The organism is Thermanaerosceptrum fracticalcis (assembly GCF_000746025.2).
Classification (GTDB): Bacteria; Bacillota; Peptococcia; order DRI-13; family DRI-13; genus Thermanaerosceptrum; species Thermanaerosceptrum fracticalcis.
Map to the genome: position 1 here is coordinate 1,862,930 of NZ_CP045798.1, position 13,053 is coordinate 1,875,982.

The window sequence follows — 13,053 nt, forward strand, 5'->3', positions numbered from 1 at the left end:
AACAGGTCATAGCATGAAAATATAAACAGACAGTCACTGTTAAACAAGAGTATTCCCCGGACTCCAAAAGAAAAGAGGTGATAAACTGAGTGGATATAATGGAAAAAAACCGCCCCGTATGGGCAGAAATCAACTTGAAAAACATCATTCACAATTATCGAGAAGTAAGACGTATAATTGACCCCCATGTGCAAGTGATGGCCATTGTAAAGGCTAACGCTTACGGACACGGGGCGATAGAGGTAGCGAGGTCTTTGAGTAGCGCTGGCGTAGACAAATTTGGTGTAGCCCTCATGAATGAAGCTGTTCAGTTGAGAAAGGCCGGAATTGATAAGCCAATCCTTATCTTGGGTTGGACGCCAGTGGATGATTATGCCAGAGCACTTAAACACCAGATTACCTTGACCCTATTTTCTCTGAAAGAAGCCCAGGCCTTATCACAGTTAGCGTTAGAAAAAAATCAGAAGGCAACCGTACATATCAAGCTTGATACTGGAATGGGTCGTATTGGATTCCAGGCGGATCAACCGGGTTTACAACAGGTGGGAGAAATTTTAAAATTACCGGGCCTTGATGTGGAAGGTATTTTTACCCATTTTGCCAAGGCTGATGAAAATGATAAATCCTATACTCGTAAACAGTTGGAAATCTACCTGGACTTTGTAACCAACCTGGAAAAAAGTACTGGCTTTAGATTCAAAATAAAACATGCCGCAAACAGCGCAGCAATTATTGATTATCCCCAGGCACATTTGGATTTGGTGCGGCCTGGTATCATACTTTACGGGCTAAAACCTTCAGACGAAGTGGATATGTCGAAAGTAGAATTACGCCAGGCTATGGCCTTACGGGCTAGGGTGTCCCATGTTAAACAGGTGCCACCAGGTTGTTCTATCAGTTATGGTGGCAAGTTTGTTACCCGGGAGCCTTCAGTAATTGCTACTTTGCCCCTGGGATATGCAGATGGTTACAGTCGGCTGCTATCAGGAAAGGCACAGGTCCTGTGTAAAGGGGAGAAGGCGCCAGTCGTAGGCCGTATTTGTATGGATCAACTGATGTTGGACGCTACACATCTCAAGGGCGGTGTGAAGCAAGGGGATACTGTTACTTTGATTGGATGGGACCAGGATAGTTCTATCTCTGTCGATGAGATAGCAGAATTATTGGGAACCATCAATTATGAAGTGGTTTGTATGGTAACAGCGCGCGTTCCAAGACTCCATTTTTCCATACCTAGTAATTCCCTATGCAGCGGAAATTGCCAACAAGGGCTGGAAACAGGCTGTTCTGAAAAATGCCAGCCTGGCTAAGGGTCTTAACGTGGTTAACGGCCAGATTACCTACAAGGCTGTGGCTGAGACCCATAACCTGTCCTATACACCGCTGGAGCAAGCCATATAACTATCCGTAACAGATAATTACGTAGTAGTAGATTAAGATGGTTGGCGAATAAAAAAAGGAGGTTCAATATGAGGGCTGTTGGTTTGTTTGATGGAAAAATTATTGAGGTTGATGAACCGGTAATACGTATTGAAGACCGCGGCTACCAATTTGGTGACGGCGTGTATGATGCCTGGGTAGCAATTAACGGTAAACATTTTTTACGGAAAGAGCACCTGGACAGATTAGAAAGAAGCTGTAATCTCATCGGAATCAAACCTTGTTATACACGTAGGGAAGTAGAGGAATTTACAGACAAAATGCTCCAAGAGTCCGGTATAGATTTTGGCATTATCTATCTGCAGTGGACTCGGGGCTGGCAGTCTCCACGAAGCCACATAATCGGCAAGGATGTTAAACCTCTCATATCCGGTATGGCATTCCCTCTCAACCCCTATCCCGAAGAATTTTTTACCAAAGGAGTCAAGACTATTTTTTATCCTGACGAGCGTCATCTTATGTGCCATATCAAAACTCTTAACCTGTTAGGAAGTGTGAGGGGTAAAAATGCTGCTGCTGAAGCAGATGCCTATGAGGTTCTCTTTGTACGTGAAATGAATAACGGTTCGTTTGTAACCGAGTGTAGTCTTAGCAACTGCTTTGCAGTTAAAAACGGGGTTATTTACACTGCTCCCAACGGCAAGTATATTCTGCCCGGTATTACCCGCGGTGTTATCATCGATCTGGCTAAAAATCTCGGATATAAATTAGTGGAGGAATTCCAGACACCGGATTTCTTTAGAAATGCCGATGAGATTTTTATTACCAACGCCACTGCGGTTATGCCCAATACCGTATTGGATGGGAAACCCGTAGGAGACGGTAAAGTTGGACCTGTTACCAAAGCCCTGATAGCAGAATACCAAAAGCTTATTGATAAAGTTTGCTATTGAAAAGGTTCGGATAGTTGTTGAAAGACTATAATCTTTCGACAACTATCCCCCAGTATAGGTTTAATAAAAGGATTTATATTTAGGATTAATATATGCAGTTGCTTTTATTGAAAGGGGGGAAAGGGAGGCTGCAAAGTAAGAAAAAAGTAAAGAAAGGCTAATGTATCACGGGGTAAACTATACACTATTAATTAAAAGGGGGAAATAGAATGACAGAGGGCAAGTCCAGTAGCTTACTAAACATTATCCGTTACGCAGGCGCTTACATCGCACTTATTATCGGCGCCGGTTTTGCATCTGGCCAGGAAGTAATGCAGTTCTTCACTACTTTTGGTTATTTAAGTTTAGGTAGTTTTGCAATTGTAATCGTGTTGTTTGCCTTTTTCGGTGTAGTTTTCGTGAATATGGGCCATCGTTTAAATTGTAATACCCACGGCCCGGTGCTTCGCTATTTTTGTGGGAATCACCTTGGCACTTTTTTCGAGTGGGTTACGACATTCTTTATTTTCGGTATTTTTGCTATTATGATTTCCGGCGGCGGTGCAGCCTTAACGCAGTACTATGGAATTAACCCATACGTTGGTCGCGCTATTATTACTATAGCATCTATAATTACTGTTTTATTAGGCTTGAATGCACTGGTTAATGCTATTAGTGCTATTGCCCCCGTTACTATCATTATTTCTTTAATTATTGGTTTAGCAACATTTATTAACAATCCTGGCGGTTTTGCCAATGTTACAGCTGCATTACAAACAGTTTCTGTTGCTAAGGCAGCTCCAAACTGGTGGCTATCGCCTTTCATTTACGTTTCATATAACATTATGTGTGCTATTCCGCTCATGGTTGCCATTGGCCAAAGTGCGCCTGTTATTGGTGAAGCTCGAAAAGGCGCCATTCTTGGTGGTGTTGCTTTAGGTGGAGCCGCTATGATTCTCAACCTCGGTATGCTCTCAATCATTACCGAAGTATACAATAAAGATATACCCGTTCTTTATATGGCTGATAAGGTTATCCCCGTAATAGGTGCTATCTTCTCTCTCGTTTTGATTGGTGAAATCTACTCGACAGCTGTACCTTTACTCTATACGTTTGCCGCACGTTTTACCAAGGAAGGGACAAGCCAGTTTAAAAGAATGACAATTGGAACTGCTATCGCTGGTTTTGTTGTGGGTTTGTTCCCCTTCGCCAAACTGGTTGGTACTTTATATCCCTTCTTTGGTTACATCGGCCTTTTCGTTATGGCAGCTGTGTTCTTTAAAACATTCATTAAAAGAGGAACGATTCCCGAGTCATCCAACACTGCTTCATAAAAGATAACACGCAAGAGAAGTCTTGGTTATATAAAATTAAGAATATCGCATACACTTGCTTTACTCTTTTGCTGGCCGTTTTAACCATAGGATTTATTCTGTTTCTTAATGGTACTTTTACCTGCAAGATAGATAAGGGATTGACCAAAAAAATGGTCAGTCCCTTTATAGTTACTATTGACATAAAAGGCGGATCCGCAGCACGAGGTGTTCATTAATTCCCGCTTGGCATTTTGGCAGTTACAAGCATCGTCCCAGAGTATTACAGGATAAGAGGAGTGGCGAGGTGAAATCAGGGGTAGTACCGACTCTTCCCGCGGGTGAGATTATTATGAATCCCGCTCACAGGTGCATTATTTGGTATATGAATGGGATATTGTCAGTCACGGGGATCAAGAGGAGCAATCCCGAACTGATAGTTTCTGCCATTCAGGAAGAAGGAGATCGTAGTTTAACGTATAATAAATAACAATAAGGCCTTGAGGGGGATATCACCCCCTCTAAACAGCGTAACCTGTTTTCTAAAAGCATAGACTACACGCATAATGAAAAGAGGGTAAGATTATGACGAAGCTGGGAATGATCAAGGAATTTGTACAGCAGGCTGCAAAAGTTATTGCTGCCACCCTGGAGGTAGAAGTGGTCATTATCGATGACCAGCTCTCCATTGTAGCGGGTACAGGAGTTTATGAAGAGAGGGTTGGTAGCGTATTTGAAAAAAATTCCATTAGTCATCAGGTCCTGGTTACAGGAAAGACCTTTATCATTCCGAATTCCAAGGAACACGAGGCCTGTGAGCTTTGTCCCCATCGCACCCTCTGTCCGGATGCAGCCGAAATTGCCCTTCCCATTATTGTTCAGGGCGATGTGATCGGGATTTTTGGCATTGTAGCCTGTAATAATGAACAAAAAAATATTATCTTAAAGCAAGAGAAAAAACTGGTGGATTTCAGCGCCAAAATTTCGGACCTTATCGGTTCAGCTATAGATGCCAGGCAGTTAAATGATCAATTATCCTTATTGGCTTCGGAATTTCAAACTGTTATTAACTCCGTCACAGATGGTATTATCGCCATCAACGAGTCCGGTATAATCACCCAGGTTAATAATACTGCCCAATCCCTGTTGAGAGTGCCACGGGAACAATTGCTCAACAAAAAGGCGATAGAAATATTTAAAGATCCCGTAGTCAGTTACGCTCTTATGGCACAAAGCGTGTTGAATAACCAGGAAATCTACGCGGAAATTGCAGGAAACAAGCTCTATTTTTTGGCTTCTATGACCCCGATTCTGGGTAAAAACAACGTGGCTGGTAAAGGAAACGTTTTAGTGATCAGAAATATGTCCGAAGTAAAGAAACTGGTTGGTAACTATCTTAAAAAGCAAAGAAAGATTACCTTCGACGATATTAAGGGAAGCGGTACTTCTATTACACAAATCAAGGACAAGGCCAGATTGGTTGCTGCAAGTGATTCTACCATTCTTATTCTGGGCGAAAGCGGAACCGGTAAGGAATTGTTTGCCCGGGCCATTCATTCCGCCAGCTTCAGGGCTGATGGGCCCTTTGTGGCTCTAAATTGCGGAGCCATACCCGAGTCATTGTTGGAAAGCGAGTTGTTTGGTTATGATGATGGCGCATTCACCGGGGCAAGGCGGGGGGGTAAGGCAGGACGCTTTGAACTTGCCAATGGCGGAACTCTTTTTTTGGACGAAGTCGGGGATATGCCACTCCACCTTCAGGTTAAGTTGCTGAGAGTATTGGAGGAAAAAGCAATTATGAGGCTGGGGGGTACTGTTTCTATTCCTGTAGATGTAAGGATCATCACTGCCACAAACAAGGATTTGGAAAAGATGGTGCAGAGGGGAGAATTCAGGCAGGATCTGTATTACAGGTTTAATGTTATACCCTTGTTTATTCCTCCACTACGGAACAGAAGGGAAGATATATCCATTCTTATGGATTACTTCAGAAGAAAATTTAATACTTTACTGGGTAAAAACGTAACAGGTTTTTCTGCCGAGGCTGAACAAAAACTTATGAATTATTACTGGCCAGGGAATGTGCGTGAACTGGAAAATGCCATCGAGTATGCCATCAATATGGAACAGAGCAGTATCATTCAGATTTCCAGCATACCATCCCATATTCTTGTAGATTTCCGGGGAAATACGGCTGGGGACTCCAATTATTTAGATATACCGACTATGGAGGAAATGGAGAAGGAGTTAATTGTCAGGGCTTTAAAAAGATACGGCAACACGGCTATCGGTAAAAAGAACGCTGCCAAAGCTCTTTCAGTTGGATCTGCCACATTGTACCGGAAAATTAAGAAATACAAGATTACCGATGAGTTAATTAAGAGGTATATATAATTTCGAAGGCTGATATAATTTGGATATAATATTAAGTATTTTATCCATTACGATTATTGATCTGGCTCTTTCTGGCGATAATGCAGCAGTCATTGGGTTGGCAATTAAAGACCTGCCGTAATCCCGTTTTTATTCCCGGCAGCATGGGTAAACCCTTCTCCTAATTCACGAAAAGGTTCAGGGGGCATAAAGCTTTTGTACTGAACGTACGGGGGGTTTTTTTTGGGCGGTCTGTTTAAGCTGCCTGTCATTACACATGCTACAAATCTTACAGTTGCAGCGCATTTTCATTATACTTTGTGAAATATTTTCATGGGTGTTTCCTATACGTTGAAAAAAGCAGGCCTCACTGGCCCACTTTCGGTTCTTTTATCTCTATGTTCTCATTAAAATCCGATAGTAAAATACTGATATTGAGAAGATGCTGGGAGTTGCTGCGATGCTCGGCGGAAACCTCGGCCTTACGGATAATGCCCTCGTTCCTGTCAATCCACAATTTATAATTAAAATCCTGCCAGTACAGTTCCAGGAACTTATTTTCTCCCCGGGCCATGACCTCATAGACACGGCAGGTTTTGCCGCCTATTTTTTCTTTACCGGCATATTTGACCTCGATAATCTGGCTGAAATTAAAACTGCCCAGAGGATTAATTTCGGCAATCAGCTGTTCAAAAGCCACCCTTCCCTTGGCCGGAACTTTTAACCAGCCTTTGGAAGTAGTATCTCTCCTGTACATGGTGTCACCTATCTGGTAGATTTCCACTTCCGCTTTGATGACGGGCAATTCCCCTTTGATATGAACGCTCTGGTGATTCTTTTCCCCCACTACCTGGGATAACACGGATTCTTTCCCTTCCAGGGTACGTTTGGCAATGGCTTCATAACGATAACTTTTGGCCCCCAGGGTCTTTACCAGCCCCTGTTTTACAGCTTCCTGGGGATCGGGCTGGGTAACCTCCTCATAGAGATAAAATCCCCCTAATCCCAAGGCCAGGATTAATAATGAAACCAAAAGCCATTTCCAGGGAACCTTTTTGATATTGAAAACAGCTATTGGAAATTTCGGTACTAACCTCATTTCTCCCCACTCCCGCAAGATTCTATCTTATGTAATCTTTACGAGGGGGGAGCGGGAAATATGTCAATTATTTAGCACTGTTCACTCTTTTGTGAGAAGGTCCACGGCCACAACACTACATCATGCATAGCCTCTGCCGCCTCAATAAAAGGACACCCTTGACCATCATGGCCTTGGCCCCTCGCACCCCTTTTTCAGCGGGCTGGAAGATCAATTTAACTTTTCCCTTAAGTTCATCCTTCATACTTACCAGGATCTCGGCCACGGCCAGTCCGATGGCCGTATGTCCATCAGGGCCACAAGCATGCATGCTCCTTTATTGAATGAAGTTAAGCATGCCCCTTCACCTCACTGGTTAGTTTCATTGGCTAAATTGATCACTGTCTCCAAAAGTAATTCAGCCCCCCGGGCTATTTCCTCCCATGAACTGTATTCAGCGGGGTTATGACTGATCCCCTCTTTACTGGGAATAAAAATCATGCCCACCTGAGTTAACTCGGCCATATACATGGCATCATGTCCCGCACCGCTTGGCATAAGTTTGTAGGAATATCCCAGACTACGCGCTGCTTTCTCCAGAGAACCGACCATTTTGGGAGATAACGCCACTGGGGGTTCGTTTGCCAAAATCTCATACTCAATACCCACATGACGTTTTTGAGAAACTCTTTTCAGGAGTGCCAGAACCTTCGTTACTGCCAGGTCCTTGCTGTCTTTCTCTATATCCCGTAAATCTATACCCATTTCCACCAAACCTGGAATCACGTTCATAGCTCCCGGCGAAACACGCACATAACCAACAGTGCCCACAGTATGGGGTCCGGCTTCACTGGCAGCAATCTTCTCCACACCCAAAATAATCTCACTGGCTGCCGTTAAAGCATCTTCCCGCAGGCTCATGGGAGTTGCTCCTGAATGGTCCGCTCTCCCTTTCACCAGCACCTTAAGACGGGTGGGTGCAGCAATAGCAGTGACAATACCGATAGGAATATTTTCAGCTTCCAGGACGCGTCCCTGCTCAATGTGCGTCTCAATAAAGGCGTAGATTTCTCCCGGATTGATACGAACAGTATCCAGAGCTTCAGGATTTAAGCCAAAATTTTTTAAAGCCTCATAAAGGGAAACTCCTCTATTATCCCTGTAACTTTTTAATTTTTCCACAGAGAGATGACCGCACATAGCTTTACTGCCCAATGTACCCACACCAAAACGCCCTGATTCCTCAACTGCGAAATTGATTAGTTCTACAGGTCTTCTGGTCTCTACCTTTAGCTCATTCAAAACACGTATTACCTCTAATGCCGCGACAACTCCTACGGTCCCGTCAAAACGACCGCCCTGGGGAACACTATCCAGGTGGGAACCTATCATGACGGGCGCTAAATTTTCTTTTCCCTGTCTTCTGGCCCGCATGTTACCAAAGGCGTCCACTTTGACAGTTAATCCCTCTGATTCCAGAGCCTTTTCTAGGTAGACTCTGGCTTCCTGGTCCTCCCGGGTAAAAGCGAGGCGGCTCACGCCGCCCCCTTCCAATTTACCGAAACAGGCCAGGTTCTCCAGGTTTTGTTGGATCCTTTCTATCTTAACACGCATAAGCACATCCTCCTTATTACAAGAGCAATAACGACATCATAGTGATATCCTATAATGTCACCTCCATAATTTCATAAGAACTCTACCCTGTATACCCCTTGGCCTACAGCATCGTCCTGTTTATTCTCTGTATGCATAAAACTCCCTTACACTAAATTACATAATTTTTAGGGAATGTACAATAGGACTCACACAAAGTGTATAGAGACCCAAAAGAAATAGAAGACTCTTGGCCTTCTATTCGTACTCCCTATCGTTTTTTATTCCACAGCATCTACTTCCGAGATAATATTTCCCTCTTTCTTATCCTCCTTCTTCAGACACCTGTAAATCTCCTCAAGACGTTTCTGCACCTTGTAGAATACTGTACCCTCGGGATAGTTACCCTCTGCATCGGGTGTACCCGCCGGGACACCGGTCAAAATTTCAATACCTTCTTCGATGGCCTTAACGGCGTAGATATGAAACTTACCGTCTTTTACCGCTTCAATCACTTCGTCATCAAGCATGAGGTTAGCCACGTTCTGATAAGGAATCATCACCCCCTGTTTGCCGTTTAAACCCTTGGCCTTACAGACCTGGAAGAAACCTTCAATTTTCTGATTAACCCCGCCGATGGGCTGGACCTGTCCTTTCTGGTTTACAGAACCTGTAACCGCGATGTACTGTTTGATGGGTATCCCGGAAAGACTGGAGAGGAGCCCGTATAATTCGGTACTGGAAGCGCTGTCACCGTCCACCCCGTCATAGAGCTGTTCAAAACAGATGCTGGCAGAAAAGGAGAGGGGACATTTCCGTCCGAACTTTTCTCCCAGGTACCCGCTCAAGATGAGCACACCTTTGTCATGAATGCGCCCGCTCATTTTGGCTTCCCGTTCGATATTGATAATGCCCCGCTGACCCATATAGGTATTGACGGTGATCCGCGAGGGCTTGCCAAAGGAATACTCCCCCAGATCCAGAACGGCCAGCCCGTTTACCTGCCCCACTACCTTTTCTTGGGTGTCAATGAGGATGACACCTTTTTCGATCATCTCCTGGAGCTTTCTCTCGTACTTGTTGGCCCGGAAAATCTTTTCCTTGATAGCCTTCACAACATATTCCTCGGTGACCAGGTCCGCACCTGCCAGCTCAGCCCAGGTGTCGGCTTCATAAATTATTTCCACCAGTTCGTTAAAACGCGTGGAGAGCTTTTCCTGGCTGTCAGCCAGGCGGGAACTATATTCTACAATCCTGGCTACTGCCATTTTCGTAAAGTGACGGAGTTTCTCTTTCTGGCAATGGTCACTGATAAACTGGGCCAATTTAAACATGTGGCTCTGGGTACGTTCCATTTCCACATCAAAATCGGCACGGATTTTAAAGAGTTTACGGTAGTCCTCATCATAATTGTAGAGAATCTGGTGTTCCAGGTAGCTGCCAATTAAGATGATTTTTACATCCAGGGGGATAGGTTCAGGCTTAAGGGAAGAAGTAGCAATGGTGCCGATATGTTCAGCAATATTTTCAATGGTGATTTTCTCCGTTTTAAGTGCTCTCTTTAAAGCATTCCAGGTAAGGATGTTGGTTAACACATCACTGCACTGGAGAATCAGGTATCCCCCGTTGGCGCGGTGTAATGCCCCGGCCTTGATTTTCGTAAAATCTGTGGTTAAAACTCCCAGCTGGGTTTCATACTCCACCCTGCCGATAAGGTTATAGAAAGTAGGGTTGCTCTCTACAATGACAGGAGCTCCCCGGGTTTTGCTGTTATCCACCAGGACATTGACCATATACTTAAATGTAAAATCCTTAGCCCGTTCATCCTTAATAACAAACATCTCCAGGGGTGACTTTTCTTCCTTACCTTTGAATTCCTTTAGATTTTTTAACAGGAGTTATGCAGTTGGTGGAAATAAATAGAAAATGATAACTCAAAAAATATTTTAAAAAAGATCCTAATTTTCGACAAAAAAGGCTTGACTTTTTCGGAAAGCCCCCATAATCGCTTTGGATGGTATTTTCTACCATCACTCTAGCGATATGGGTGATGCTGATGAAGAAACTGTGTAAACCAACTTTCGAAAAAAAGGATCACGGTCAAGGTGCCGGAATCCCGGTACTCAAGACAATTTGGGATTTATTTGACCTGTCTCTGCTGTTTTCCCAGTCCGGAATACGCAAACACTCCGGAATTCCAGCGTGGCTCCTGGCTTTTGCCTACATCTGCGGCCTTGTTAATCATTCAAGTTCTGCAAATCAAAATGCTAAGTTTTCAACGGAAGCTCCATTTTTACAACAACTGCTTTCCGGGCAAATCATCTCTCAAAGTGCCTTCAGCCGGTTTCTCTCCAAGCCCTTTCAGTGGCTCCGGTTCTCTTTGGGCAGATTTGCCAGGTTACAAGAAAATACGGATAGCAGGCTGACCGACGGCGATATCATTGCCTTAGACGATACCAAAATTGAGCATCCTCACGGTAAAAAAATCCCCTTTCTCTGTTGGCTCTTTGACAGTTCGGATAAGCGCCATGTATGGTGTATTAATCTTGTGTCGACCCTGGCTATCTTAAAGAATGGTCTTGAATATCCCATGTTATGGCGCTTTTGGGTTAAAACCGGTCAGGAGAATGAAAAACAAAGCAAGCTTGATCTTGCTAAACAGATGCTCGCAGAGGCTCGTCAGCTGAACAAGGCCAGACTATGGGTAGCCATGGATCGCTGGTTTTTGTGTAAAAAGTTCCTGAACTGGCTGATGGGTCAAAATTTTGACTGGGTTACCAAAGCCAAACGTAACACAGCGCTATTCAGGAAAATCTACGACCCGGTACTAGGAAAGGAACGCTACATTAAACTTAATCCGAAGCAACTGCTGCGAGAAGTTTATTCCCAGCTTCGGGTCCTTGGCAAAGAATCGGTTCTCAGTATTCCGGACATTTACATCAAAATGCCCTATGAGACCTTAACACGCAAGGGAAAACCCATTACTAGACAACGTTTTTTACCCATAGCTGCCATTGCAGCCACTTATGAGAAGCAGGCTGTCGAGGGCAGCATAGTTCTTCCGGAGGAAGAATGCCCAGCAACCTTCAAGGATGCGTATCTCCTGATAAGCAATCGCGTAGATACGCCGGAAGAAGCTGCAACTGCCTATGTTAAACGATGGAGAATAGAAGTTTTTTACCGCACCGCTAAACAGAATCTTGGTTTAACATCTTGCTATGCTCAGTCTGAAACAGCTCATTTCGCACATGTGGAGCTCTTGTTTACAGCGAAGACCCTTCTTTGTTATGCCTCTTGGGAGTGCAATAAAGAAGGCGCCGAACAAGCCCCCTCCCTCTGCGAAGTGATAAGGTACTTCTTCAACGCCGGTTGTCGGATCCGCTGTTGCGAGCAGTTGATCCAAGTCTATTTTGACACGGCAACCCAGCGTTTTTCAAGGCTTATTGATAAATTCTGGCCACATTCTTTGGAACTTAGGTTATGGGATTGGGAAAATTATCCTGAAACTGCATAACTACTGTTTTTAAAATATCCTTCTTTACTTCTTCGAGAAAATCTCCCACAGGAGGAAAGTCGCTGTATTCTTCCTTCAGGTTTTCGAACAGGTGCCCGATAGCGGCAATCACCAGCTGGCTTTCCAGCCTTTCCACCTGCTCATGGATTTCCTTTTCCAGATCCCTGATTTTTTTGAAGGCATCTAAAACCAGAAAATTAATGGCTTTGGATTTTTCCTCAATTTCCTTGATGGCTTCTCTGGAAAGCTGTTTATACTCTTCTTCATCCATTTGTTTCCCCTCGGCATTGAGGGGAATGGTTAATATTCCTTTTTCCGTATTCTTTAAAGCAAAACCCAATTTTTTCGCGGCCTCATCCAGGGAGTTCCAAATCTCTGCCTGCCGGTCCTGCAGGCTCTGGTATAGCATGGTTTTTCTTTTCCCATATTCCTCCGAAGCCAGGGCTTTGGGGATGTTCAATTTTACCTGGTTAACCAGTTGAGTCATGTCATTTTGGAATTTAACCCCCAGCCCGGGCGGCAGGGTTAGCGCCTTAGGCTGGTCAGGCTTTTCAAAATTATATACATAGCACCAGTCCCAGGGAATCTCTTCCTGCATGGCCACTTCCTTTACCAGGGATTGGGTATAGCTGTTGCGACCGGTTCCCGTAAAACCAGAAATAAAGATATTGTAGCCATGCTTTCTAATTTTTAGGCCAAACTCCATGGCTTTGACGGCCCGTTCCTGGCCAACTATTCCCTCCAGAGGCGGTACCTCTGCGGTAGTCTCGAAGGGAAAAGCAGCACAATTACAGGCGCTTTTTAGTTGTTCGGGAGTTAATTCCCATTGTTTCATGCTATGCCTCCTTGCTCTTCTTCATTTTGTCTTTA

At 44.2% G+C, this 13,053-nt stretch carries 11 protein-coding genes; 6 read left to right on the forward strand and 5 right to left on the reverse strand.

The features are described 5' to 3' along the window. Positions 1 to 98 precede the first annotated feature (98 nt). From alr to BR63_RS19770, 5 genes are all read left to right on the forward strand, one after another. Positions 99 to 1,310 (forward strand): alanine racemase, encoded by a 1,212-nt coding sequence (gene alr, locus BR63_RS09605; RefSeq protein WP_081908141.1) that lies wholly within the window; start codon positions 99 to 101, stop codon positions 1,308 to 1,310. Further along, a complete protein-coding gene (locus BR63_RS19985) occupies positions 1,288 to 1,401 on the forward strand; it encodes a hypothetical protein (RefSeq protein ID WP_420825505.1) in 114 nt (37 codons plus the stop codon). The genes alr and BR63_RS19985 overlap by 23 nt, the downstream gene beginning before the upstream one ends. Positions 1,402 to 1,469: 68 nt before the next feature. Further along, positions 1,470 to 2,333 (forward strand): aminotransferase class IV, encoded by an 864-nt coding sequence (locus BR63_RS09610; RefSeq protein WP_034422122.1) that lies wholly within the window; start codon positions 1,470 to 1,472, stop codon positions 2,331 to 2,333. Positions 2,334 to 2,542: 209 nt separating this feature from the next. Next, positions 2,543 to 3,646 carry a YkvI family membrane protein gene (locus BR63_RS09615; protein ID WP_051965718.1) on the forward strand — a complete coding sequence of 368 codons (1,104 nt, stop codon included), beginning with the start codon at positions 2,543 to 2,545 and terminating at the stop codon, positions 3,644 to 3,646. A 564-nt stretch (positions 3,647 to 4,210) separates the two neighbouring features. After that, positions 4,211 to 6,019 (forward strand): sigma-54-dependent Fis family transcriptional regulator, encoded by a 1,809-nt coding sequence (locus BR63_RS19770; RefSeq protein ID WP_034422125.1) that lies wholly within the window; start codon positions 4,211 to 4,213, stop codon positions 6,017 to 6,019. Positions 6,020 to 6,365: 346 nt separating this feature from the next. Here BR63_RS19770 and BR63_RS09625 read toward each other — a convergent pair whose 3' ends face one another. The 4 genes from BR63_RS09625 to BR63_RS09640 all read right to left on the reverse strand — a co-directional run bounded on the left by BR63_RS09625 (position 6,366) and on the right by BR63_RS09640 (position 10,510). Continuing rightward, the gene (locus BR63_RS09625) at positions 6,366 to 7,097 is read right to left on the reverse strand and encodes a hypothetical protein (protein ID WP_034422127.1); all 732 of its coding nucleotides are present in this window, start codon (positions 7,095 to 7,097) and stop codon (positions 6,366 to 6,368) included. 115 nt (positions 7,098 to 7,212) lie between these two features. Next, positions 7,213 to 7,407 carry a M20/M25/M40 family metallo-hydrolase gene (locus BR63_RS09630; RefSeq protein ID WP_034422129.1) on the reverse strand — a complete coding sequence of 65 codons (195 nt, stop codon included), beginning with the start codon at positions 7,405 to 7,407 and terminating at the stop codon, positions 7,213 to 7,215. Between the two features lie 38 nt (positions 7,408 to 7,445). Next, positions 7,446 to 8,690, reverse strand: coding sequence for a Zn-dependent hydrolase (locus tag BR63_RS09635; RefSeq protein WP_034422130.1), 1,245 nt, complete (start codon positions 8,688 to 8,690; stop codon positions 7,446 to 7,448). A 260-nt stretch (positions 8,691 to 8,950) separates the two neighbouring features. Continuing rightward, on the reverse strand, positions 8,951 to 10,510 hold the full coding sequence (locus BR63_RS09640) for a Lon protease family protein (protein WP_051965719.1): 1,560 nt from the start codon (positions 10,508 to 10,510) through the stop codon (positions 8,951 to 8,953). 215 nt (positions 10,511 to 10,725) lie between these two features. On the opposite strand from BR63_RS09640, the gene BR63_RS09645 reads away from it, so the two are divergent. Further along, on the forward strand, positions 10,726 to 12,183 hold the full coding sequence (locus BR63_RS09645) for a transposase (RefSeq protein WP_243269974.1): 1,458 nt from the start codon (positions 10,726 to 10,728) through the stop codon (positions 12,181 to 12,183). On the opposite strand, the gene BR63_RS09650 is transcribed toward BR63_RS09645, so the two are convergent. Continuing rightward, positions 12,143 to 13,018: a Lon-like protease helical domain-containing protein gene (locus tag BR63_RS09650; protein ID WP_034421533.1), complete on the reverse strand. Its 876-nt coding sequence runs from the start codon at positions 13,016 to 13,018 to the stop codon at positions 12,143 to 12,145. The genes BR63_RS09645 and BR63_RS09650 overlap by 41 nt on opposite strands. Positions 13,019 to 13,053 lie beyond the last annotated feature (35 nt).